Genomic DNA, 25,180 nt, shown 5'->3' with positions numbered 1-25,180 from the left:
CAAAAAATGAGTTGGAACTGGAATTAGTTCAAGAAAACATTCCATCAGAGTAATAAAGATTAATATCCCTGTCAAAGAACCTATTAAGTGCATCTTACATTTCTATCAACTTAAGGATATAAAACTACTCCAAAAAGTAAAAAAACGTTATTCTTTCTAGATAAGATAAATTTGAAAGAATAACGTTTTTGTTATATTAATCCAAACTTATCTTAGCCTAATGGGTATGTAATCATACTATTTTTAGAATACGAGGATAAATACGACCTAATTTAATAGATTTCTTACACGTAACTTTAAGTTCTTGCATTAAAACCTTTCGAATTATATTTTAATTTTTTTTTGGAGAAGTTCTTCAATAAGTTTTGTTTTTTCATTCACCTTTGTTGTATATGTGAAATCACCATAACAATATGGATACCTAAAATTTTGTTTATTTCCACCACAAGTGTATATGTCTGGATTCTGATCAACTTTCATCTTAGAAAACTTTTTAGCCGAATCGTCTGAGTGTTGTTTAGCCTCTTGACTGGAAATAAAATCAATATACCCTGGTCCCATATTATAGCTTTGAATAATTGTATCCATGCTAACACCTTTTTCTGTTCCATATTTGTACATTTGAGCAAAGTGCTTTACCCCTTGTTTAATGCTCAAGTTTATCTCTTGTATTTCATTTGGCTTTAATCCAAGTGATTCAGAGGACTGCATAGGGTCGTTGCCCTCACCTCTACTCTCTTGGTACATAATTCCTAACAAAAGTGCTGTTTTTTCTCCTAAATTATATTTTTCTAATTCTTTTTTCATAATGGGCTCATATTGCAATAAACGTTCTTCGGTAGCGAGCGCTTTATTTCTATGAATATTAGTTTTATGATTAAAATATAGTATCCCAATGATTGTTCCTAAACCTAAAATACTAATAAAAAATAATATAATAACTTGTTTTTTACTCTTATTCTTCATATATTACTCCTCCTTGTATAAAAAATTGCATTTTCAATGGTGGTGGTTGGTTATTTATAAAAGATGCAATAATCACCTTTACCCCTGCTTTTTTAGACTCGAAATCTTTTCTTTTAGATGTAAAGTTTAATATAAAATTTTAAAGATAAGGTAAAGATAAGATAAAAATAAAATAAAGTTCATTTATTAGAGTAATTTAAAAGGATATTGGTATAAAGGGGAGATTAACAGACCATGTCTAGGATTCAAATTATTTATCTCCTACCTTGCTATATAGTAAACTGTCAAAAATAATAACAAAATAGAGTTTTATTATTATTTCTTCAATTCAAAAACAAGCCGAAAAATTCACATCCAGATGTAAATTTTTCGGCTTGTTTTTAGGTAGTCAACGAAGAAGAGGCACCAGCTCAAAAAGAAAATTATACGTTTTGGCACAGAATAACCTGTTCCCTGTATCTTAAGAAACCGGTTATTTATTTTACTGCTCTTCTATAAAGTTTTGCCCCGCAATGGTATTAAATTATTCGATTTTTCACTATACTATCTCTAGCGGTTGATTGTTTTATTAGAGTACAATTATATATCCATTACTAGCTGTAACATAAAACGTTTGCCCTCAATTATTGTGGATTTTGTATTGCGGTGAATCAACTAAGATAACCTTTTGCACAAGAGACAGGTTTTGTAAAACGTAAAAGTAAGTATGGCGCAAAAGATTTAGCTGCTTTATGTATCTGGATTAGTCAACATGTAGCAAGCGATTCTCTTACTCGATTATGTAGTCAGCTTTGTGCAAATACAGCTACAATTATGAGTTCAGAAAGACTTAATCAACGTTTTAACCGATGTGCTGTTTTATTTTTACAGCGTGTATTTTCCCTTTTAATCAAAAGAAAACTTTAAAAACAAATAAAAAAATATCAAGCATGTGGGCATCAAGAACGGAAGTTCATGGAATACCCATCTTTAGCTTGATGGGTATGTGGCGGTCCCCCATGCCCATCAGGCTAATATTTTGAAGTATCCCCAAAACAAAAATTTTATATCATTACTTCATACCGAAAAACAAAGGGCAGGGGTATACTTTCCTGTTTGATATTTGTTTTGTTTAAAATATTGTTCGTATAGGAAGCGAATAAGCATCCTATACGAACAACATTACATATTAATAATTTAGAAGGTTTTAAAAATAAAGAGGTGACTTTTAAATGTATAATGAGTCAATATATTATCCTTATATAAATTATGATCAATACTTCGATCGTCAATTCCCTGGTCCTCAGATTCCAGGTATACCTGGAATCTGAGGACCAGGTTTTCCGGGTGCACCAAGTTTTCCAGGACAGCAAAGTTCACAAGCTCCAACATCTCCTCCCCCATCATTTATTCCTCAACAATCAACAGCTTCACCATTTGCTGTTGATTCAGGAGCAATTGCATTATGTTTATTTCGAAATACTTATATATGGCTTAGTAATGGTGAACAGTTTTGGTATTTCCCAATTTTTGTAGGACCAAGGTCTGTTGCTGGTTTTAGATGGAACGGTAGGTTTTGGGTTATTTTTGGAATTGATACGAGAAGGATTATTTTATTTACATGTTTTTAAAAATTATAGAGTAACGATAGAGGTTTAATTATATAAACAAAAGAGGTATTTGAATGAAAAAATTTCAATCATTTGAAGGTACAATAACTATGATTAACGATTTTGTAACAGGATCAAACGAAGATATAGGATGTAATAAATTAATGTCCGTAGATAATGGTTATGGGAATCTAATAAATTTTGTAGTGAAACCAAATACGTATTTTATCGACTTTGCAACGGTAGTAGTAGGAGATAAAGTAACTGGGTTTTACGATGCCAACGTCCCTGCGCCTCTCATTTTCCCACCACAATTTCAAGCGATTGTTATGGCAAAATATACACCCCATCAAAATGTAAAAGTAGACTATTTTAATGAACAGTTGGAGAGTAGTGATGGAAAATTAAAATTAAATATTTCTCCTTCTACTCAAATTTTATTAACAAATGGTCAAATCTTCACAGGTAATCTTGTAAATCGAAATTTAATAGCTATTTATGGTTTTACAACAATGAGTATACCAGCTCAAACTACACCATATAGAATCATTGTTTTGTGTCAAAAGTGATTTCTATTCTAAAGGGTCTCTCGGTTTATCAAACTACAATCCATTGTAGACTCAAAAATTTAAGCCATCTTATTGAACAGGATCATTGGCATGTAAAGAGACGTTTTGCCAAATCTGCAGGATTTCAAAATCTTAGTCATGCTTCACGTACGATAAAAGGTATCGAGACCATTCATGCCCTATATAAACAAAGGCGAAGTCTTCAAAGAGACTCCGCCTTTTCAATGTACAATGAACTTCAACAATTACTAGCTAATGCTTAAACCTTGTTCCTTATTTACTGTTCACTTTTAATTTTCTCGCAATCTTTCCATCAAGAAGATCAAAAACAGCTGAAAAGAAAATTAAAATGAAGGCTACTCCCAAGTAGTCACTCATATTCATGGTAATTGAAAAAACACCGCCCAATAAATTTCCAATCGCAAATAAATTCGGTACAGCTTTTACCATCTGATTGAACAAGGTTGTTCCCCCTAAGTTGATCAAACTGTTTCCGTTCTTAAGTTGATGGGCATGTATGGTGATCCCACATCCATCAACTTAAGAAAAACAAATACCTCAAAACAAAAAACACACTCGTTCTGATTAGGAACGAGTGTGTTTAGGTTATCTGAAAGGTACAAACTTCCATGTACTAGGTTTTTGTGTTTTTTCACCTAGTACAATCCAACTTTTCTCTGCATTTATATTCTCATAATTTAATGGATAACCATCTGTAAAAATATTATATTCTGTAGGGTTATCCGGGTTAATTTGAATTTTAAAGTCTGCTAAACTATCAGATTTCTTAGCAAGGTGAACCCAAATAGAATATTTGGACCAATTTAAATATTGATATTGATCATAATTAGAATGCTTCATGCGAAGGTATACGCTTTCACCGTGGTGTAGCTTTGCATCATTATCTTTGTAAAATACAAATTCTATAGGTGTACCAGATAAAGCATTGTTCTTATTATTTGCAAGTAAAACATAATCGTAACGATTTGCTACATACCATTCAAACGTTAGACCTTGAAAAGGAGATTCACTTGGTACGATATAATAGTTTTTCCCTGCTTCTATAACATTTCCTGCTATATCATAGATTTGTGCAGTTTCTAAACTTGGAGCTTGCACATTTTTAGTAAACGTTTTAAACCAAAGATTTAGGAAACCTGCTGTATTACGCTGAGATTCTCCTAAGCTTCGCTGCACAGCTGGGGTAACCATTTCTTGCCACAATTGCGCCTTACCGCTATTGTAATACTCAAATGTTTTATCATTAGCGATATTTTGAATTTCAGGTTTAGCTACTCGGGCTGCATAATCAATCCATTCTTCAGGTGTAGATAGAGAGTCGTTATAATTCCCTCCAGTAGTGACTGCAAATTGATCTTGAATGGTTGTAATATAATTTTCAAAATAGCTATGATATTTTATAGCTCTCGTATCAATTGCGGTAAAATTTGCTGCATGCATAGGTTGTGTCGCATCTGTAAAGTAGTGCGTGGCTATCCCTAAGTAATAGAAAGCTTTTTCATAGTCTTTATTTCGTAAATGTTCTCCAGATTCATAAAAGTATTGCTTGCCTTGTGTAAGGGCCGTTGGATTTGTTTCTCCTCTATAATTTTCTTTAGTATCAGGATCATAAAAATGGGATTTCCATCCACCTTTAAAAACGCCGCCTATTCCCGTTCCACCATCGTTAAATTCTGCATTATAATCTGCATCATATAATCCTTTAGAAAATAGATCTTTATATTGCGGATAATTTAAGAAGTCCACAGCCTGCTTATTTGCTTCAACATTAGATTCTGTTTTCATAATTTCAATAGCTTGTTTTGCAATCCATAAATGTGTACTTTTATCAGAATGATACGGAGCTTCTGCAGACCATCGAGCGGTAATAGGATCATTCTCAGTTAAATCAATTTGATCGAGATGAGCAAAACTACTTTGAGGAGCTACTCCTAAAATAGTTAAAGTCATTCCGGCTATACATAGTGTTGATGTGATTTTTTTCATTTTTTATTCCTTTCTAAGCATGAAGATATAAGTATTATAAATACAGCAATATCATAAAGATACAGGCAACCCCTAATATGCAATATTACATATTAATAAATTCATATGAATATATATAATTTAAAAATCACTATTACGAACATGTAGGTTTCCTTATTTATTTGTTAGTTTTATCAGTAAAGTAGACTACATATCAACTTCAGATACTTGTTTATGATACAAGTAATCAAACAAAAGGAAGGCCATACAAAATGATTACACCATTATTAACAGGGCACTCTTTTAAGTACAAGAGATTATTAGCAGGTGGAGGAGATGTTGAAGATGTACAGACAGATAAACATATTCCATATGAACAAAATGAATTGCAGCAAACTCTAGAAAAATACGATTTGAAGGAGTTGAGTTATAAAAAGAAATATGTACATATTCATTATTGAAGTTATTAATAATAAAATGTATTATAGATAAGCGCAATTTATAATTCAAGTAAGTAGGAATGTGTATTCATAATAAATCAAACATTCAGAAATAACGTTATTATCTGGAAAACGAGGTGTAATTAATAGAAACGTTACATATTAAATGATATGGATTGTATAGTTTAAAAGACTTTTACAGTAGAGAAGAAGCTTTTAAGAAGGTTATAAACAAAGAAATATTGCTCTATGTTGAAAAAAATAAAAGCGCTTTATACAAAAGATAAGGGGGCTTCATAAAGAATCGTTTTGTCATGAAAGCGAATTAAAGGTTAGATTAGGAATAATAGAATTCCCTAGTGACGAAAGTTATTCTGAAAAGAAGATGAAATCTCTTTTGGTTTCACGGCATATCCATTAGAAAGCGCAAACTAAAGAGGGCAGTTGATTTTAAAAATTATAAATCGGTGAAGAAGAGGCTTATTAATCTTTAATTTATTAAACTATTTTTGAATAACATATATCAGATACTTGAAAACGCACAAACCTTAATATTTTCATTATTTAATAAAAATATTAAGATTCTTAGGAAGAATACGTAAAGATTAGTTGCGAAAATAAACACGGAGGTTTGAAAAATGGGACAAGGAAGCAGGTTTCAAGCAAAACAACAAAATCGTCGTAATAAGGGGATATTTAATATCGCATTTAGTGTGGTAATAGTAACAGTTGGCATAGTGACGTATCAGTTGTTTTTCACTTCTGATACATCAAAGAAAGCAATTGCTCAAGAAAAGAAAGTAACAAAGATAGAAGAGAAGAAGAACGAAGATAAAGAAGCAGCAAAGATAGAAGAAAAGAAAAACGAAGATAAAGAAGCAGCAAAGATAGAAGAGAAGAAGAACGAAGATAAAGAAGCAGCAAAGATAGAAGAGAAGGAGAACGAAGATAAAAAGGCGACAAAGGTAGAAGAAAAGAAAAACGAAGATAAAGAAACAGCACATTTAGAAGAGAAACAAAAAATAGAAGAACCTGTAAAAACGAACGAAAATGAAAATAAAGAGGGAGAAAAAACGATATCTCAAGAAAAGGGTTCTCAAACTAATTCTTCTTGGAAGGCAATTGGTACAGAGCAAGGAGCAAAACCTGCAATGCAATTTAAAGAAGGAACAGTAGATTGGAATGAGATGAAAAAAGCAATTTCTTATGCTGTTGATGTTCCAGAGAGTCAATTGATTTTTGATTTTATTGGGAATAATGGTAATAATAAAGCCTACGGTAATGTACGAGATAAGCAAAGTAATAAAAAATATAAGATTGATATTGATTGGGTAGAGAATCAGGGCTGGAAACCAGTATCTGTTCAAGTGGTAAAATAAATAAGCAAAATGTAAATGCTCTCCTCTCTTGTTGTGAGCGACTAAGCTATTATAGTCTAGATAAAATAAACTTGGTTCTATATGATGTTTGAGTTGACACTCTCATGCCTAAAGGGGCAAGCTGACTAACATCAGTAGGATTCTTGCTACCAAAGGCGAATTCCATTTCTGGTATCGCTGACGTGCAAGGTTGGGGTGTGCCATCACCACACTTACGACAGACCGTATAGGTTCGTGTTCAGATGTTTTAGTGTCTTGTTCTTTACAACATATATCATTTTACCGATAGCATGAATTTGGCGTCATCTCAAACGAATGAATAACTCATGGAGAGTGGACGAAACATACATAAAAATAAAAGGACGGTGGATGTATTTATATTGTGCCGTTGATTCTGAAGGAAACACGATTGACTTTTATTTGAGTAAATCTAGAAATTATAAGGCTGCAAAGTGCTTTTTCAAGAAAGCTTTGCAGTCTTTTCATGTTTCAAAGCCTCGTGTTATAACAGGCGATAAGAGTCCTGCTTATCCAATTGCTATCGAACAGTTGAAGGAAGAAAAAAGGATATCAATGGGCACCAAAACCCGAAGGATAAAATATTTAATTAACATAGTAGAACAAAATCATCGTTTTATCATTTTAGCCAAGAAGAATCCTTCCTCAAGGAACGCGAAGTGAGTAGGCGGGAAATTAATAGCATATTATACCGCTATTATTTACCTAATTTCCAAGAAATAGAGGTGATTGTAGGTGACTAAACCTTTTGAAAAAAATAGTCGTTATATGGTTGGATTGGACAGTCTAAGGGGCCTAGCTATACTAGGTGTTATTTTGTATCATATTAATTTTAATTGGATGCCTGGAGGATTTTTAGGGGTTACTGTATTTTTTGTACTCTCAGGTTATTTAATTACAGATATTCTAGCGATGGAGTGGAAGAGAAATAAGAGAATTGATTTGAAGAAATTCTGGCTTAGTAGGGCAAGGAGATTGCTTCCAGCAATGTTTGTTATGCTCGTTATAACGTTGGCCTGGATTACGATTTTTCATAGCTCTTTACTTGAGAAAATGCGTGGAGATTCATTAGCGGCGTTATTTTATGTTAGTAACTGGTGGTATATTTATCATAAATTATCGTACTTTGATAATTTTAACCAGCTTTCTCCATTGAATCATTTTTGGTCGTTAGCAGTTGAGGAACAATTCTATGTTGTCTGGCCGTTTATCATTAGTTTAGGACTTTACCACATAAAAAAACAATCCCGTATGATTTTATTGATTTGTCTGGGAGCTGTTGCTTCAGCTTTAGCGATGGCAATTTTGTATGAACCTGGAGCTGATCCGAGTAGAATTTATTATGGCACAGATACGAGGGCCTTTTCCTTACTTATTGGAGCGGCACTTGCCTTAATTTGGCCAAGCAATAGGCTTGCAAATAAAATTATTCCAAAGGCGCGTCTCATTCTTGATGTAGTGGGAGGAACTGCTCTTATTATTATATTACTTATGTTTTGGAAGACGAATCAATATGATCCGTTTCTATACAATGGAGGAATGGTTCTCTTATCAATTGCAACAGCATTGTTAGTGGCAAATCTTGCTCATCCAGCGAGCCGTATCGCTCAATTTTTACGATTTAGACCTTTACGTTGGATAGGAATAAGGTCGTATGGCATATATCTTTGGCATTATCCAATTCTTACATTGACGACTCCAAAAGTAAATGCTGGAGATTTTTCACTAATAAGAGCAATTCTTCAATTTATTCTAATTATAATGATTGCGCAAATTTCATGGAAGTATATTGAAAAACCAATCCGACAAGGTGCGCTCCGAAATATTCAATTTAAGAATTTAAGGCTTCAAAATGTCGCTTTAAGTGTTAAGTTAGCTTTAATTTGTGCAGTATTCGTTTCGTCAATAGCCGTTTTTGGGTTATCAAAAGTTAGTAAGGCTAAGGAGAATCCTCAACTAGATAAGGTGGAAGCAGTACAAACACAACCAGCGAAACATCCAGTTGCAATTCGGGAAAATCCAGCTCAAGAGACGCCCAAAAATCAAGAAGAATCAAAAGAAGTAAATTCTGTGCAACCTAAAAGTTCTCCCAACGTTACAGCGATAGGCGATTCCGTTATGATTGATATTGCTCCATATTTAAAAAATGCTTTTCCTGATATTAGGATTGATGCACAAATTGGTCGCCAGCTGTCAAAAGCGATTCCTGTAGTTGAACAGTTAAAAAATGAAGGGAATTTAGGAAACTATGTCATTATTGGGTTAGGTACAAATGGAGCCTTTACTACGGAGCAACTTGTATCATTAATAGAATTAATTGGAAATGAACGTAAAATGATATTTATTAATACGAGGGTACCACGTCCGTGGGAATCAATCGTGAATGAGAGATTGAAAGTGACAGCATCTAAATATCCGAATGTAAATCTAGTCGATTGGTATGTAGCAAGTGCTGGAAAGAGAGACTACTTTGCATCTGATGGTGTGCATTTAACCAAAGTAGGTGCAGAAGCATACGCAGCACTTGTAGTCAAAGCTGTGAATCAATAATTCGATATGCTTTATAAACTTCTGTTGCAAAGTTAATTGAAATATAAAAGATTTATGGTTGAGGAAGACAAGTTTTTTGCAGTCATCAATAATGAGTGGTTTCGATGCCTGTTACTAAACGTGAGTCAAGACGAAGGCTTTGAAATCTTGTGGATTAGGAAAAGTGTCTTTCGCTATACATGTCGATGGTCATGTTCTGTGAAATTATTAATAGAAAGAAAGAATGTAGCTTCCTAACTTTAAAAATAAGCCCAAGGAATTAATTAATTCTTTGGGCTTATTTTCGAACCAGAATTGGGTATTGTTAGAGAGTAAGAGAGAAGGCGAAAGGAGGTTAGTAGATTAATTTCTTACACCTTTTTATCTCATGTATAGCTCGGGGGAAATGGTCAGCTGATGTTGAAGATTGTTGGAAGAAGTTAGATGAATTGCATGTGCTTGTATGCCAGATTATGCAAAAGGTATATCTGAAGTCCTAAAAAATACTTTTGAGAAAGGATTCTCTATTGGGAAATGTAAAGGTATAAAACAGGAACTTCAGGTGAGAGATGAATGTTTGGCAAGCGTAAGTCTAGGTTTTTTAGTATACTATATGTATCCTATAAAATGTGAGGTATAGCCTACAAGAGTATATTGTAAAGGCAGTGAATATAGTATGTATAAAATCGGATTAGTCGGTCTAAAAAGTTCTATAGAGCAAATTTTAAGCATGGTAGAAGAATTCAAACATGATTTGGAATTTATCCCTTATACTTATGAAAAAATAGAGGAGATAGAGCAAATTGTAATTGAACACGTTCCCCATGTCCATGCATGGCTTTTTTCAGGGCCACTTCCCTATGAAATTGCAAAAAAATATATAGGCACCGATAAAATAATGGTTTATGTTCCTGCAACAGAATCAGGTTTGTATAAATCTCTATTAGAGATGGTCTATGAACAAGGGAGAATTATTGAGAAACTAAGTATCGATACTATGTCTTTAAATAATATTAGTGAAGAAGCTTTATCACAGTTACATATAAAGAAACCACAGATTTATACGAAAGTATTTGATTTGGATATTGATATGGAGGAATTATTGAATTTTCATATGGATTTATGGGAAAAAGGTAAAACATCAGGAGCCTTAACTTGTTTCCCATCAGTATGTGATTCTCTAAGAGAGCATGGAATCCCATCTTACAAGATGTCGATGAGTAAGATGGAAATTCGACAGACGCTTAGAATACTTTCTGAGAAAGTAAAAGCCTCCTATTTTAAAGATGCACAAATCGGTGTCGAAATCATTGAAATTGAGTATTTTAATAAAGTTGCGGAGGAAATGAAGACTCCATATCATTTGCAATATTTGGAGATTAGATTGAAAGAAATATTGATTCAGCTTGGTGAAACAATTAAAGGGTCTTTTTCAGATAAGGGAAACGGTAGATATATGATTTTTAGTTCTCGTGGCGCAATCGAAAGAGAAATACAGATGCTGCAAGATGCCGTTCAGAAATTAGCGTTTGAAGCAGATACAACTGTTGCCGTTGGAATTGGCTTTGGTGAGACTGCATATTCGGCAGAAATTAATGCTTTTCGTGCAATTCAGCATTCTAAGGGAATGAAGAAGCGTGGGATTGTAATCGTTCAAGATGATGGTAAAATTGTTGAATCGCCGGGTGATAAAAAAGAATTATGCTTTACAAGTCGTACCCAAAGTGAAGTCCTTTTAGAGAAATTAAAAAAAGGGAATATCAGTGTGAAAACGTACAAAAAAATATCGGCCCTTATAGATAAAATGAAATGGAGTTGCTTCACAACAAAGGAATTAGCGGCACATCTTGAGATGACAGAACGGAATGTGAGACGTATTGTTACGGATATGTGTGAAGTTGATTTGGCACAATGTATTGGTCAAGAGACCTATGCTACACGTGGAAGACCAAGTAAAATTTATCGATTGTTATAAGCATCCATTAGGGTGCTTATTTGTTTTGTAATGAATATAATATTTATTCGTCTGAAAATATTGAAATTTATAAAAATAACTAATATACTTCATTTAAGGAATTTTTTCCTTAAATGAACCGAAAATAAAATTTCTAATGAAATTTAAATTGAAAAGGAGCTGAAATATGTGTCTCAAATAGAAAGAATTCATAATTTAATTGAAAATATTCAAGGCGAAGTTGTTAGATGGAGGAGACATTTACACAAATACCCTGAACTATCATTTCAAGAAGAAAATACTGCACAATTTGTTTTTGAAACGCTACAAACTTTTGGTAATTTAGAAATTTCGCGCCCGACAAAAACAAGTGTTATGGCCCGCTTAATTGGTAATCAACCAGGAAAGGTAATTGCATTAAGAGCAGATATGGATGCGCTTCCAATTGTGGAGGAGAATGATTTTGATTTTGTGTCACAGAAGATAGGCGTAATGCATGCTTGTGGACATGATGGACATACGGCAATACTACTGGGTACGGCATGGGTTCTTACACAATTAAAAAATCAAATTGAAGGGGAGGTGCGTTTTATATTTCAACACGCTGAAGAACTCCCACCTGGTGGTGCTCAAGAACTAGTGCAAGCTGGTGTGCTAAATGGAGTAGATATGATTATTGGAAGTCATCTTTCGTCGGCGCTTCCTTTGGGGAAGATTGGCTTGAGTTACGGTCCAATGATGGCTGGAGCAGATACTTTTAATATTAAGGTGTTGGGTGAAGGAGGACACGCATCGCAACCTGAATTAACCATTGACCCCATTGTAATTGGGACTCAGGTTGTTACCAATCTCCAACACATTGTTTCGAGATATCGAGATGCTCAGGAAACGCTTGTAATTTCAGTGACTCAGTTTAATGCGGGAGGTGCGATTAATGTTATCCCAGATAAGATAAGTATTGGGGGATCTGTTAGAAGTTTTAATCCGGAACTGAGAGAAAAGGTTCCAACTTTTATCGAACGAATAGTAAAAGGAATTACAGAAGCGCATGGAGCTACATATGAATTCAATTATCAGTTTGGCTATGCTCCGACTATAAATAATGAAGAAGTAACAAGATTGATGGATGAGACAGTATGTGAAATATTTAGTGAAAACAATCGAGAGATTTTAAAACCAATTATGGGGAGTGAAGATTTCTCTGCCTATCAACATATGACTCCAGCATCTTATATTTTTATAGGGGCTCGTAATGAAGAAAAAGGAATTATCTATCCTCACCATCATCCAAAATTTACTATTGATGAACAAGCTTTACAATATGGAGTACAGTTATTTGTGCACGGTACTTATAAGATGTTAAACCTAGCGTATTAGGGGGATAAAAGTATGAAAATCATACATTGGCTTAGCATTATTCCATTTTTGGGATTTATTGCAGGTGCTTTATTTACAAATAAGGTGAGTCCTTATGTTTTTGGAATGCCATTCTTCCACTTTTGGATTGTACTCTGGTCACTTATAACCACAGCTATCTTAGCGATTATTTATAAAATAGATCCTGTTAACCAGAAAGGGGATTCAAAATGAATATTGCCGTGTTTTTCATTTTATGTTTTTTCGTCATCCCCATTTTGATTAGTATTCGTGCTAAAAAAGGACAAGAAATGGATTTAGAGCAATGGTCGGTTGGAGGTCGTGGAATGGGAGCCCTGTTGATTTTCCTTCTGTCTGCAGGCGAAATGTATACTACCTTTACCTTTTTAGGGGCAAGTGGTTCAGCTTATGGGGAGGGAGGCTCTATCTTTAGTATTATAACATACGGTTGTTTAGCAACAGTAATCTCCTACTGGACCTTTCCTGTTATTTGGAGGTATGCAAAGAAACATAATTTAGTTTCACAATCGGACTTTTTTGTTAAAAAATATCAAAGTCCTTATCTTGGGGTACTTGTTGCAGTTATTGGTGTTATAGCCTGTACATGCTATTTAGTGCTGCAATTGAAGGGACTAGGATATATCGTTTCTGCAACATCTTACGGTGCCATATCTTCTACAACAGCCATTTGGTTTGGAGCGATAGGGGTAACTATTTTTGTAATGGTTTCCGGTATTCATGGCTCTGCACAAACATCGATCCTAAAGGATATTCTGATTCTTGGGATTGTCGTATTTTTAGGGATTTATTTTCCTACTCATTATTATGGTGGGATTCAACCTATGTATGAGGCAATTGAAAAAGTAAAACCGAACTTTACCATACTACCTGAACAGGGAATGAGTATATCATGGTATATATCGACGGTAATATTAAGTTCTATTGGATTTTATATGTGGCCACATGGTTTTTCCCCCATTTTTGCTGCATCAAGTGAAAAAGCATTACGAAAAAATGCAATTTTAATGCCAATGTATCAATTAATTTTACTATTTGCCTTTTTCGTCGGATTTGCTGCAATCTTACGGATGCCAGGATTAAGAGGTAGTGATATTGATTCTATTTTGCTGCAACTGTCTAAACAAGCTTTTGATCCGTGGTTTGTTGGGGTAATTGGCGGAGCGGGAGTGTTAGCAGCACTAGTACCAAGTTCATTATTATTAATGGCAATATCAACATTGCTTGCCAAAAATATATATCAAGTATTTAATCCATCTGTAACGGAAAAACAGCTTGGAAAATTGGTAAAATACTTAGTTCCGTTTATTTCTCTTGTGGGAATTTACTTGACCTTTAAAGGAGGGAATACCCTGTTTAGTCTAGCTCTAATTGCTTATAATTTCATTACGCAACTCGCTCCAGCATTTTTTGCGAGTTTGATGAGAAAGAACTTTGTGACTAAACAAGGGGCTTTTGCTGGGATTATTACAGGCGGATTGTTAGTCTCAATTATGGACTTAGGAAACCTCGGTATTGGCAAAATATTCCCTGATTTTCCTCAGGTAATTAAAGATTTGAATGAAGGAATTATCGCTTTATTTGTGAATATTGTAGTTTTAGTAATAGTCAGTTTGATGACCAAAAATATTTCAAATGTTCATCGGGACAAGACAACTGTAATAGAGAGTAAGATCTAATTTAATAGAAAAGGTAATCCCTGTAAATATATCGAAAAAGTCCCTAAGTTAGATTGGGGACTTTTTTAGTGCTAGATAGATACAAGAGTAAAAACGTTAAGATAGTAAATACGGTTCTGGTGCAAAAACTCTAGGGAAATTGCAACGAATCTCTAAATCTTGGACATAATAATAGTACAACTCTATAAAAGGTGTGTGATCAGTATGGAAAAGGAAAAAATGTTCAAACGGAAGCAATATCAGCCTGATATTATCTTATTAACGGTACAATCTAAGTTTTCGTGATTTGGTAGAAATGATGGACGAACGAGGTTTGTCTATTGCTCACACCACCATTATGCGTTTGGTGCATCAATATGGACCTGAATTAGATGAAAGAGTACGACGTCATCTTAAGACGACAAATGATTCCTAGAGAGTCGATGAAACGTATGTGAAAGTAAAAGATCAATGGATGTATTTATATCGCGCAGTCGATTCAGAAGGGAATACCGTTGATTTTTATCTAAGTGAATCAAGAGATAAACAAACAGCCAAGCGCTTTTTCAAGAAAGCCTTGGCTGCTTCTCATATTTGTAAACCTCGTGTTATAACAGTAGACAAAAAACCAGCCTATCCCGTAGTGATTCAAGAGCTAAAAGAAGAGAAACGTATGCCTGAAGGCATACAAATAAGGCAAGTTAAGTATCTCAATAATATAGTGGAACAGGATCACCGTTTCATTAAGAAACGTGTGCGTTCTATGTTAGGATTCAAGTCGTATGAAACATCCACTTTTATATTGAGTGGCGTTGAAGCCATGCACATGATGAAAAAGGACAACTTCACCCACAGGTGAAGTCTGCCCAAAATGAAGTCGGATTCATATATAAGTTGTTTGGAATTGGATCATAATCTGTAATTGAACAATCCATGTAGGTTCTATGTCTCTATCAAATGGTTTTTGCACCAGAACCATTTTATTATTTTAGCCAATTGATCTCCCACCTACTCACTTCGCGTTCCTTGAGGAAGGAGTCTTCTGGGCTAAAATGATAAAAGAGTATTAAAAAGGCTGAGAGGAAAATCGGAATGAAGGAATTTTGGGGAATTAAAGTTATTGTTGTAAACGAATATTCTGCGGAAACAGTTAAGAATATAGCGAATTATTTATTCAAGATGGCTCAGAAATGAGTCATCTTTTTTATTTGTAAAAAATAGGCCCTAAATTCGTAACAATCTTGTGTGTGAAAATAAAAAACCATCTTAGATAAGATAGTTTCTTTACTTATTTATTGAATTAAAATATTTTTACCATGGATTCTCTCTGCAAGCACTTTGACAGAACAAGGGACTATGACCATTCCTTATGCACTGGGCTTAGCACTCTGGATCTATTGGGAAAATGGAAGAATAAACTGTTGGCTGTAAGTAGGAGTTGTACCCGTAAAAATTGGCACTAGATGGATTCATACGACATATATCTTCACATTCAAACCTATGTCCACCTTTCATAATGCAATCCCATACACAATCTTCAAATGTTTGACGATACAAAGACAGTCACTCCTTATTTTAATCCTATTGCTCTCGATATTATATTTATTTGTATATTTTTGGACAATTGTCCATGCGTATTTGGGTGGTTGTTAAAGATACATAGCAAAGCTTATGATGTTGCAGGACTTGAAGATGGTAACAAACGAAAGGACCCCAAAATAGTCCCTAGAAAACTGCATAACGTATTCAAAAAAAATCGAATTAGATAGGAACTTATGTATTGGATAAAAGGTTAATAACTTGAGCAAAAAGAACTGGGTATTTACATACTTAACATACATATTAGTTTTGTTAATTAAGGCCTTTTTTGGAAATTTGTAAATGGTTAATGTGATTAAAAACTTGAAAAACATTAAAATGTGTAAATTTTTTGACTCTTTAATTAAATTGGTTTAATATTTGTAATTTTTTGTTTTATAATGATACTCGGGTTGGTCGTGAATGTTTTAGATATTGCGATATACAATCGGATTAATTTATTTTAGGGAGGTTTCAAAATTGGGCAAGAGAGTTATTATAAGAGTTTTTACATTATTATCAGTACTAGCATTATGCCTTAATGTGTTTTTACCAAGGGCTAGTGCAGAGGTTATGACGCATGAAAAATATTCAATGGACTGGAGCTATAGTAATAGCCTAGGTAAGTACATCCGAACAGAAATTATTAAAAATTCAAGCGGTCAAATTGCTTATTGCTTAACTCTTGGATTAAAATCTCCAAATGGTGAAGATCTTCCTGAAATGGGGAAGACGGATAATGTAGTATATAGGGTACTATTAAATGGTTTCCCGCAAAAAAGTGTAGAACAACTGGGGGTAGCGAATCAGAATGAAGCACATTATGCAACTCAGCTTGCGGTTTGGAATGCATTAGGTCAACTTGATGTAAATGAATTAAAGCATGAAAATAAAAATGTTGAAAAAGCGGCTAAGACAATTATTAATGCTGCAAATACAAGTGAAGATACTCAAGATATTTTTATGAATGTGATTCCTGCTGAAAAGCAAAAGGCAGAACTAAAGGGTGAGTTCTTTGAAACAAACCTATACACAGTACAAACAAATGCTAAGAGTGGTTCTTATAAAGTAGTGGCGAAAAATGCACCTAATGGAGTTAAAATTGTTAGTGAAAATGGAGAAGTGAAAGATCAGCTTTCAGTTGGGGAAAAATTCCGTATCCAAATTCCTAAAGATACACAAACAGGTGAATTTAATCTAAGTGTTGCTGCAAACTTAACAAAAGTTCAAGCAATTGCTTACCGCGGTACGGATACTGTTCAGAATGCTACAGTACTATTAGAAAGAAATGAAGAAAAGCTTAGTAGTGACCTTGCAGTAAATTGGGAAGCTGCTGGTTCTTTAAAAATTAAAAAGGTTGGAGAAAATGGAGAAGTATTAGCTGGTGCGGTATTTGAGGTCTTTAATGCAAATAATGAATCAGTTGGAAAAATCACAACTGGTGCTGATGGTACTGCAGGATTAAATAATCTACCAATTGGTACTTATACTGTAAAAGAAATAAAAGCGCCAACAGGCTATGTTTTAGGAGATAAACCACAAACTATTGAGGTTAAGACAGGAGAAACAGGAGCTGTTCAAATAGTAAACAACAAGGCAAAAGGGAACATTGAAATAAAAAAACTTAGTGATTCAGGTAAAGTGCTACCTAATGTTGAATTCACTGTTTTTACTGAAGATGGAAAAGAAGTGAAAAAGGCAGTAACAAAAGAAAATGGAATTGCAAATGTTGAAGGCCTTACATTTGGTAAGTATTATTTCTTAGAGACAAAAACACCAAATGGATATATTGGAAATAAAACAAAGTATCCTTTTGAAATTAAAGAGCACAATAAAACACTTACTTTTACAGTAGAAAACACTGAAGTAAAAGGTAGTGTAAAACTATTAAAAGTAGATAATGAGGATATAAGTAAAAAATTAGAAGGTGCAGTATTCGAGTTAAAAGATGCAAGTGGAAAAGTAATTGGGGATTATAAGACAGATAAAAATGGCGAGATTAACGTTAAAGATTTAGCGTATGGTAAGTATTCATTTGTAGAAAAGACTTCTCCAAATGGTTACGTTCTTGTCACAGAACCAATTGTGTTCGAAATAAAGGAACATGGAAGAATTATTGAGCTATTAGCAGTTAATCATCTTATCAAAGGTGATCTGGAAATTACAAAGGTAGATGTAGCTGATGGAAACAACAAGCTTCCAAATGCAGAATTTACGATTTATAACGAAGCAGGGAAAGAAGTAGTAAAAGGTAAAACAGATGATAAAGGTATCGCTAAATTTGAAAAGTTACCATTTGGAAAATACACGTATAAAGAAACTGTTGCACCAAAAGGTTATATCTTAAATGAAGAGACGTTTTCTTTTGAAATCAAAGAGAATGGTCAAATTATTAAACACATCGTCAAAGATGAGAAGATTCCTTCAATTAAAACAATAGCAACTGATAAAAAAGATGGTACAAAAGAAATGCACACGTCTAAGTCTGTAACAATTCAAGATAAAGTGGAATACAAAGACCTACAAGTAGGTAAAGAGTACACTTTAAAAGGTAAATTAATGGATAAAGAGACTAATAAGCCATTAGTTGTAAATGGTAAAGAAGTAACTGCTGAAACTAAGTTTACACCAAAAGAAGCAAACGGTTCTATTACACTAGATTTCACTTTTGATGCAACTGGTTTAGAAGAAAAAGAAGTAGTAGTATTCGAAGAGTTACTGAAAGACGGAAAAGTTGTTACTACACATGTTGATATCAATGATAAAGGTCAAACAGTTAAGTTCGTTAAGCCGTCAGTAAAAACAACTGCTACAAACAAAGCTGATGGTGGAAAAGAGATTCATTCAAAGGATTCTATCACTATTCAAGATAAAGTAGAGTATACTAACTTAGTTGTTGGTAAAGAGTACACTGTAAAAGGTAAATTAATGAACAAAGCTATTAACAAACCATTATTAATTGATGGTAAAGAAATAACAGCAGAGACTAAGTTCATTGCAAAAGAAAAGAGTGGTTTTGTAACATTAGACTTTACTTTCGTTGGTGCTGAACAGCAAGGAAGAGAAGTAGTCGTGTTTGAAGACTTATTACATGAGGGTCAAGTAATTGCAACTCACTCTGACATTAACGATGTAGGTCAAACAGTTCGATTTGTAGAGCCTTCAATAAAAACAACAGCTACAAACAAAGCTGATGGTTCTAAAGAATTAGACGCTACAAAATCTATAACTATCCAAGATAAAGTGGAATACAAAGACTTAATCGTGGGTAAAGAGTACGTTGTAAAAGGCAAACTAATGGATAAAGCAACAAACAAACCATTATTAGTTGATGGTAAAGAAGTAACAGCAGAATCCAAGTTTACTACAAAAGAAAAAAATGGTTCTATCACATTAGATTTCATATTTAATGCTTCTGCATTACAAGGTAAAGAAGTAGTTGTGTTTGAAGAACTGTATCAAGACAATGTCTTAGTTGCTATTCACGTTGACATTGAAGATAAGGGTCAAACAGTGAAATTTAAAGAGGTAAAACCGGAACAACCTAAATCAGAACAGCCGAATTCAGATAAAAATACTCCAACATCAGAGCAACCTAAAGAGCAAGTAAAAGAACAACCACAACCTAAGAAAGAAATTCAATCTAAAATTGGATGGTTACCGCAAACAGGTACTAACCTTACAAGTTGGATCTCTATGGCTACAGGCGCATTACTGTTAATTGTTGGTGGGGTGATTTTCTTAAAACGTAAAAATGCATAGAAATTAAAAAGATAAGCACATCTGTTTTTTAACAAGATGTGCTTATCTTTTTACATTTATTTTTGATCCAGAATGAAAATTGAAACCAAAAAATTAGCTAAAATTAAAGAGGATTTTAATAAAGATTTGGTTTTAGAGCCATTCCCACAACTATTATTTTTATCAAGGTTATTAAAACAAGAACTGGACAACATGGAGAATTTTATTAAATGCTCAAAATAAAGATAATACTCCATTAAGGAGTACCGCGACATTACCATCAAGCTAAGCTTTTAAAGTACCCCCTAAATGGAAATTTTGTGTTTTTTATAGTACCGAAGTTCATTTTTATCGTTTTGGGGAAGAATGCGTTTCTTAACTTGATAGCGATGTGACGTGACCCCAACGATTAATAGAAGCTTCTTATCTTTCTTATTCAAATGTTCCCTTCACTATCGGAACTTTATTTTCTACCATAAACTTGCCTTTTGCAATGACGCTGTGAATGTCCAACGTTTCTTTTTCCAACAATACGATGTCAGCATCCTTCCCGGTTTGGATACAGCCCTTACTTGAAAGTTTCAGCAATTGTGCGGGATTCGTGGTAATGACTTCTAGTGCCGTTTCTAACGGAATACCTTCCACTAAAACAGATTCTCGTACTTCGTGAAATAGCGAAGATACTTTTCCGACTTGAAGGCCTGCATACTCCCCATTGTTGTCAAAGAAGGGGAGGCTGGCCTGTCCATCTGAGGAGAAGGTGATGTGTCCGACTGGGACCCCATCTTCAAGCATTATACGTAATGCCTCACTGCATTTCACTTCCCCGTCCTCCAAAAATTGAGGAGTAGTACTTGTGGTAAAGTCTACGTAACCGCCTCGTTTTGCGTAATCAATACCCGCCCTGAATAATTCTTCGTTTCGGTTTATATGTGTTGGATGGAAGTGCCGAATTGGAATGTTGGTTTTATCAGCAATTTCATGCAACAATGAAAGTTTTCCTTCTCCGTCCCCTACATGAACTTCTATTATGCCAGCTTTTCCTGACAGAATACCGCCATTGCGTGCGGCAGTGGCGACTTTAACTATTTCCTCAAATGTAGGTTCTGATGATCTATGGTCGGAGATAGCAATCTCTCCAACACCGATAATTTTGTCAATTAAAATAATATCATCTTCGATTTTTCCCGTCAGCGTTTTTACTGGCACTTGATAGGAGCCTGTGTGAATGAAACAAGAAACTCCCTCTTCTTCAAGTGCCCGCGCCTTGGCAAGCAGACTTTCCATTTTACGTGTTGTCCCGTCAGTACCGAGTAAACCGACTAGTGTTGTAATACCTGCAGTTGTAATATCAGTAAGCATCAGCTCAGGTGTGCGGGTTTTGAATCCGCCTTCTCCGCCTCCACCAATAATATGAACGTGTGAATCGATAAATCCTGGAACAACCAAAAGATTTGCCGCATCAATGACTAGAATAGGAGCAAAGTTGTTAGGAATTGCGATTCTATCATCTATGAATGCGATTTTATCATCTGCAATTAATATGTCTTTCCGTCCTAGATAGTTGGGTGCGTATACTTCTCCATTTTTTATTAAGGTAATCAATTCTTTTTTCCTCCTGTCAATACTTTTCGTTTTATATCAGAATGGACCATATCCTATGAAGTGAGCTATGATAACAGCTACTAATCCGATGAGATAGTGAATGAACACAAGTGGCAGAATCCACTTTGCCCACTTTGTCCAAGAAATTCCTGCAATGGCCAAGCCTGCCATTAAGGTCGTAGCGGTCGGAAAAATCATATTTCCAATTCCATCAGCAAAAGAGAAAGATAACACTGCAGTTTGGCGCGTAATACCCAATAAGTCTGCAAGTGGCACCATAATCGGCATTGTCAGCATCGCATGACCAGTGCCAGATGCTAGAACAAAATGAATAAGAGCTTGGAAATTGTACATGCCAACAACACTTAAATAGTCCGGAATATGCTTAATTGATACAGATAATTGGTGCAGCATAGGATCAACGATATGTCCCTCATTCTATACAACAAGAATGGCGCGCGATACACCGATAATCAAGGCACCGCCGAGCAAGGATGCAGAGCCGTTGATAAAGGAGTTAACAATTTGATCTGCAGAGAGTTTTCCGATGATTCCAATTATTATTGTCAATAAAAGGAATAAAGATGTGATTTCTGTAATGTACCATTGGAATTTGATTACACCAAACGCCAAAACGATATAATTAATTACAAAAGCTCCTAAGATGAACTTATGTCTTGCTGTTAACTTCCCACTTGATTTCAGTAATTTTTCCGCGTCTTCTTTTGTATACTTTCCGTAGATTCCTACAGAAGGATTTTTCTTTACCTTCATTGCGTAACGATAGATATAAAGAACAGAAACAAGGTAGATGATAACAAATAAAATAAGGCGAAACACTATGCCTGAGAACATCGGTAATTCTGCGATTCCTTGTGCAAGCCCTACTGTGAAAGGATTCATGATGGCAGTTGTAAACCCTGACAATGCTCCTACTATGACGATAGCAGTTCCTGTAATTGCATCAAATCCCAGAGCCAACGCCAGTGGAATGATAAGAGGAAGATAAGCTAGTGTTTCTTCCGCCATCCCCATTAAAGAGCCACCTACAGCGAAAAACAGCGTCACGACAGGAATCAATAGTTTTTCACGCGTCGCCAACTTCCTAGCCATTGTAGCGATAAGCACATCAACCGTACCAGTTGCTCTTAAGACACCAAAAAATCCTCCGATAATCAATAAGAAAAATATAATATTGCCGGCTTCTACCATTCCTGTATGAACAGCTTTTATCATATCGAAAAATCCGACCGGAGCAGATTCTATTGATGTAAAAGAATTTGGGTCTACAGTAGTCCGGTTATTCACTTCAATCCGTGCATATTCTCCGGTCGGTAAAAAATAAGTTAATAGAGTCGCTATTACGAGAATGCCGAATAGCAATACAAAAACATTAATTTTTTTCTCTTTTTTTCCAAGTGAAACAGCCTGTTCTTGTAGTTGGCTCATATGTGTTCCTCCTTTGTATTTAAAATAAATGGATTGAAATAGAATGCTTACAAAAATAACGCTAATAGACCATGTTCTTTTCTCGTATTCTGCTGTTTCCCTCCTTTTCATAACCTCGGACACTTCATTAATTTATATATGCAATATGTGTGCCAATATTGATAGTGTGATTTTTAAGGAGATTTTTATGGCAAGAGTAGAGATTTTGGTTTTTATTGTCCTTTTTTGGCGATATAATAGAACCAATTTAAATATAGGCAGGTGTCTTAATGTTAAAATCCTCACTTACACTTATAGCTGGAAGCTCAAAAACAACGCAAGCCTTACAGGAGCAACTAGAACAATTGCTTGGAGACTATGTTTATATTAAAAGCCATGCTGCGGATGAGGGAATACCGCAGTCTCTTGAAGATACAATTATTTTGTATTCATCAGCTTCTGTTTATGATCAAACAAAAGGTATGTATAGCGTGAATGCTGAGAAAATAATTGTGGGAAAGAGAACAGTTCATCATGAATACATTGATAAACTTTTAAGAATACCTGAAGATTCATCAGTTCTAGTGGTGAATGATAATGATGATGCAACAATAAATCTTATTGAATCCTTATATCAACTTGGTATAAATCATATTCAATTTATCCCTTTTCGGAAGGGGGTATTGTTTTATGATGATGTTCGAATTGCTGTTTCGCCAGGAGAAACACATCTGTGCCCTTCTTACATAAAAGAAGTAATTGATATAGGTGTACGTCTTTTTGATATGACAACAATTCTGGAAGTTGTAGAATGTTGTGGTTTGAATAAGGATATATCCTCGAAGATTTCAGAAAGGTATATTAGCAATATCATTGAATTACAACGTAAGTTATTACATGCAGAGCGGGATGCTAAGCAGATGAGTGAGCACATCCAAAATGTGTTAGGAACTGTCGATGATGGAATATTAGTCGTTAACCAGGAAGGGCGGATTACGGTATTCAATGAACGTCTTACGGCATTGTTTCATATTGTGGCGCAAGATGTGGTTAATGAGTATGTAGAACATGTGATGAGTCGTCGGGATATTACCGATTTCATCATGAATGGAAAGGATGAAAGCAAGTTCTTCGACATAGATGGCGTGGATATCGTAATTTTTCGTTTGCAAATGATGCAAGAAAATACAATTGTCGCAACTTTTAAGAGTGTACATCAAGCCTTTGAAATTGAAAAAACAGCGCAAAGAGAAATGCGTAATAAAGGATTTCATACAAAATACGGATTTGAGGATATTATCGGCGAACATATTGTAATGAAAGAGCGTAAGCGAATCGCCAAGAAACTTGCCTTATCGGAACATCCGATTTTAATTCAGGGTGAAACAGGAACAGGAAAAGAACTGTTTGCCCATGCTATTCATGAGCATTCATTGCGAAAAAACGGACCGTTTCTGGCTGTAAATTGTAGCGCATTAACAGAGAGCCTGCTTGAAAGTGAATTGTTTGGTTACGAAGAAGGGACATTTACAGGAGCACAAAAGGGGGGCAAGAAAGGTCTGTTTGAATTAGCGGATAACGGAACTATCTTTTTGGATGAAATCGGGGACATGAGTCTTACTGTTCAATCACATTTGCTGCGCGTTCTGCAGGAGGGAGAAATCCGCAGAATCGGTGGTGTAAGAATTATACCTGTCAATGTTCGAGTGATTACCGCAACAAATAAAGATCTTCAAGGAAAGATAAGGGCCGGTTCATTCAAAGTCGATTTATTTTACCGGTTGAATGTACTTAATCTCTGCATTCCACCACTCATTGAGAGAAGAGCGGATATACCAATTTTGATTAAGCATTTCATCACAAAGAGCGGAAAATGGGTAAAGATAGAACAAGATGTGCTGGAGTATTTCATGCAATATGAATGGCCTGGAAATATACGAGAATTAAAAAGCACAATTGATTATATGCTGACAATTTGTGAGGGAAATGTCGTGACGAAAGGAGATCTTCCGTCCATGCTGGGACAAGAGGGGGGCAGCGTGAAATCCGAATATCCCGTATGTGGAAGTATACTGGAAATGAAGGAGCATGTTTTTATCTTGGAAGTAATCAAGCAATGTAACGAAAAAGGAAAGGCGGCAAGCAGAGATCAACTTTCAAGTAAAAGCAAAGAATCAGACTTTGCTTTATCCCCACAGCAAATCCGTCGCCGCCTGGATATTTTAGAAAGTGAAGGATTTGTCGTAAAAGGCAGAGGGCGGGCCGGTACAAAGATCACTGATGCCGGAATAGAGTATTTGTATTTTCTTAAATCAAAGTCTGCTGTGTATTGCTAAAGAAATCAT

14 protein-coding genes and 8 pseudogenes are annotated in these 25,180 nt (G+C 34.8%); 16 read left to right on the top strand and 6 right to left on the bottom strand.

The window, feature by feature from the left end; all coding sequences use genetic code 11:
- Positions 1-324: 324 nt before the first annotated feature.
- On the bottom strand, positions 325-966 hold the full coding sequence (locus tag BAU23_RS18500) for a lysozyme family protein (RefSeq protein WP_000792295.1): 642 nt from the start codon (positions 964-966) through the stop codon (positions 325-327).
- Between the two features lie 669 nt (positions 967-1,635).
- Here BAU23_RS18500 and BAU23_RS18495 point away from each other — a divergent pair.
- The 4 genes and pseudogenes from BAU23_RS18495 to BAU23_RS18480 all read left to right on the top strand — a co-directional run.
- A pseudogene (locus BAU23_RS18495) lies at positions 1,636-1,869 on the top strand (IS4 family transposase); the annotation flags it as partial.
- A 308-nt stretch (positions 1,870-2,177) separates the two neighbouring features.
- A pseudogene (locus tag BAU23_RS18490) lies at positions 2,178-2,576 on the top strand (collagen-like protein).
- A gap of 53 nt (positions 2,577-2,629) precedes the next feature.
- Positions 2,630-3,124 (top strand): hypothetical protein, encoded by a 495-nt coding sequence (locus BAU23_RS18485; RefSeq protein ID WP_071734967.1) that lies wholly within the window; start codon positions 2,630-2,632, stop codon positions 3,122-3,124.
- 23 nt (positions 3,125-3,147) lie between these two features.
- A pseudogene (locus tag BAU23_RS18480) lies at positions 3,148-3,387 on the top strand (DDE-type integrase/transposase/recombinase); the annotation flags it as partial.
- A gap of 13 nt (positions 3,388-3,400) precedes the next feature.
- Here the strand turns inward: BAU23_RS18480 and BAU23_RS18475 are convergent.
- A pseudogene (locus BAU23_RS18475) lies at positions 3,401-3,586 on the bottom strand (CDP-alcohol phosphatidyltransferase family protein); the annotation flags it as partial.
- Between the two features lie 144 nt (positions 3,587-3,730).
- Positions 3,731-5,131, bottom strand: a complete 1,401-nt coding sequence (locus BAU23_RS18470; protein ID WP_071734965.1) for a zinc dependent phospholipase C family protein — start codon at positions 5,129-5,131, stop codon at positions 3,731-3,733.
- Between the two features lie 251 nt (positions 5,132-5,382).
- Between BAU23_RS18470 and BAU23_RS18465 the strand changes: the two genes are divergently transcribed.
- The 10 genes and pseudogenes from BAU23_RS18465 (at position 5,383) to BAU23_RS18420 (ending at position 15,398) form a co-directional block, all read left to right on the top strand.
- Complete coding sequence (locus BAU23_RS18465; protein WP_071734964.1) at positions 5,383-5,571, top strand: histidine kinase; 189 nt, start codon at positions 5,383-5,385, stop codon at positions 5,569-5,571.
- 155 nt (positions 5,572-5,726) lie between these two features.
- A pseudogene (locus BAU23_RS30675) lies at positions 5,727-5,962 on the top strand (sodium:proton symporter); the annotation flags it as partial.
- Between the two features lie 226 nt (positions 5,963-6,188).
- Complete coding sequence (locus tag BAU23_RS18455) at positions 6,189-6,929, top strand: YrrS family protein (RefSeq protein WP_071734963.1); 741 nt, start codon at positions 6,189-6,191, stop codon at positions 6,927-6,929.
- Positions 6,930-7,232: 303 nt separating this feature from the next.
- A pseudogene (locus BAU23_RS18450) lies at positions 7,233-7,568 on the top strand (IS6 family transposase); the annotation flags it as partial.
- 114 nt (positions 7,569-7,682) lie between these two features.
- Positions 7,683-9,497 (top strand): acyltransferase family protein, encoded by a 1,815-nt coding sequence (locus BAU23_RS18445; RefSeq protein WP_071734962.1) that lies wholly within the window; start codon positions 7,683-7,685, stop codon positions 9,495-9,497.
- 655 nt (positions 9,498-10,152) lie between these two features.
- Complete coding sequence (locus tag BAU23_RS18440; protein ID WP_000276611.1) at positions 10,153-11,451, top strand: helix-turn-helix domain-containing protein; 1,299 nt, start codon at positions 10,153-10,155, stop codon at positions 11,449-11,451.
- Positions 11,452-11,619: 168 nt separating this feature from the next.
- Positions 11,620-12,807, top strand: a complete 1,188-nt coding sequence (locus tag BAU23_RS18435) for an amidohydrolase (protein ID WP_000078118.1) — start codon at positions 11,620-11,622, stop codon at positions 12,805-12,807.
- Positions 12,808-12,819: 12 nt separating this feature from the next.
- Positions 12,820-13,020 (top strand): DUF3311 domain-containing protein, encoded by a 201-nt coding sequence (locus BAU23_RS18430; RefSeq protein ID WP_000691319.1) that lies wholly within the window; start codon positions 12,820-12,822, stop codon positions 13,018-13,020.
- A complete protein-coding gene (locus BAU23_RS18425) occupies positions 13,017-14,504 on the top strand; it encodes a sodium:solute symporter family protein (protein ID WP_001017592.1) in 1,488 nt (495 codons plus the stop codon). The genes BAU23_RS18430 and BAU23_RS18425 overlap by 4 nt, the downstream gene beginning before the upstream one ends.
- A gap of 204 nt (positions 14,505-14,708) precedes the next feature.
- Positions 14,709-15,398, top strand: a pseudogene (locus tag BAU23_RS18420) (IS6 family transposase).
- A 465-nt stretch (positions 15,399-15,863) separates the two neighbouring features.
- Here the strand turns inward: BAU23_RS18420 and BAU23_RS30240 are convergent.
- Positions 15,864-16,040, bottom strand: coding sequence for a hypothetical protein (locus tag BAU23_RS30240; RefSeq protein ID WP_165444519.1), 177 nt, complete (start codon positions 16,038-16,040; stop codon positions 15,864-15,866).
- Positions 16,041-16,541: 501 nt separating this feature from the next.
- On the opposite strand from BAU23_RS30240, the gene BAU23_RS18415 reads away from it, so the two are divergent.
- Positions 16,542-19,823 carry a VaFE repeat-containing surface-anchored protein gene (locus BAU23_RS18415; protein WP_071734961.1) on the top strand — a complete coding sequence of 1,094 codons (3,282 nt, stop codon included), beginning with the start codon at positions 16,542-16,544 and terminating at the stop codon, positions 19,821-19,823.
- 411 nt (positions 19,824-20,234) lie between these two features.
- Here BAU23_RS18415 and iadA read toward each other — a convergent pair whose 3' ends face one another.
- Complete coding sequence (gene iadA, locus BAU23_RS18410) at positions 20,235-21,407, bottom strand: beta-aspartyl-peptidase (RefSeq protein ID WP_071734960.1); 1,173 nt, start codon at positions 21,405-21,407, stop codon at positions 20,235-20,237.
- A gap of 36 nt (positions 21,408-21,443) precedes the next feature.
- Positions 21,444-22,856 (bottom strand): annotated as a pseudogene (locus BAU23_RS18405) (YfcC family protein).
- Between the two features lie 269 nt (positions 22,857-23,125).
- Between BAU23_RS18405 and BAU23_RS18400 the strand changes: the two are divergent.
- The gene (locus BAU23_RS18400; RefSeq protein WP_071734959.1) at positions 23,126-25,171 is read left to right on the top strand and encodes a sigma 54-interacting transcriptional regulator; all 2,046 of its coding nucleotides are present in this window, start codon (positions 23,126-23,128) and stop codon (positions 25,169-25,171) included.
- The last annotated feature ends 9 nt before the right edge of the window (positions 25,172-25,180 follow it).

Origin of the sequence: Bacillus nitratireducens, from assembly GCF_001884135.1 — a bacterium.
GTDB classification, from domain to species: domain Bacteria; phylum Bacillota; class Bacilli; order Bacillales; family Bacillaceae_G; genus Bacillus_A; species Bacillus_A nitratireducens.
Note: the sequence above shows the minus strand (reverse complement) of the source record. Positions and strands in the feature narration are given on the sequence as shown.

Coding starts and splice junctions, on each gene's coding strand:
- BAU23_RS18500 (WP_000792295.1), bottom strand. CDS start 966: ATGAAGAATAAGAGTAAAAAACAAGTTATTATATTATTTTTTATTAGT.
- BAU23_RS18485 (WP_071734967.1), top strand. CDS start 2,630: ATGAAAAAATTTCAATCATTTGAAGGTACAATAACTATGATTAACGAT.
- BAU23_RS18470 (WP_071734965.1), bottom strand. CDS start 5,131: ATGAAAAAAATCACATCAACACTATGTATAGCCGGAATGACTTTAACT.
- BAU23_RS18465 (WP_071734964.1), top strand. CDS start 5,383: ATGATTACACCATTATTAACAGGGCACTCTTTTAAGTACAAGAGATTA.
- BAU23_RS18455 (WP_071734963.1), top strand. CDS start 6,189: ATGGGACAAGGAAGCAGGTTTCAAGCAAAACAACAAAATCGTCGTAAT.
- BAU23_RS18440 (WP_000276611.1), top strand. CDS start 10,153: ATGTATAAAATCGGATTAGTCGGTCTAAAAAGTTCTATAGAGCAAATT.
- BAU23_RS18430 (WP_000691319.1), top strand. CDS start 12,820: ATGAAAATCATACATTGGCTTAGCATTATTCCATTTTTGGGATTTATT.
- BAU23_RS18425 (WP_001017592.1), top strand. CDS start 13,017: ATGAATATTGCCGTGTTTTTCATTTTATGTTTTTTCGTCATCCCCATT.
- BAU23_RS18400 (WP_071734959.1), top strand. CDS start 23,126: ATGTTAAAATCCTCACTTACACTTATAGCTGGAAGCTCAAAAACAACG.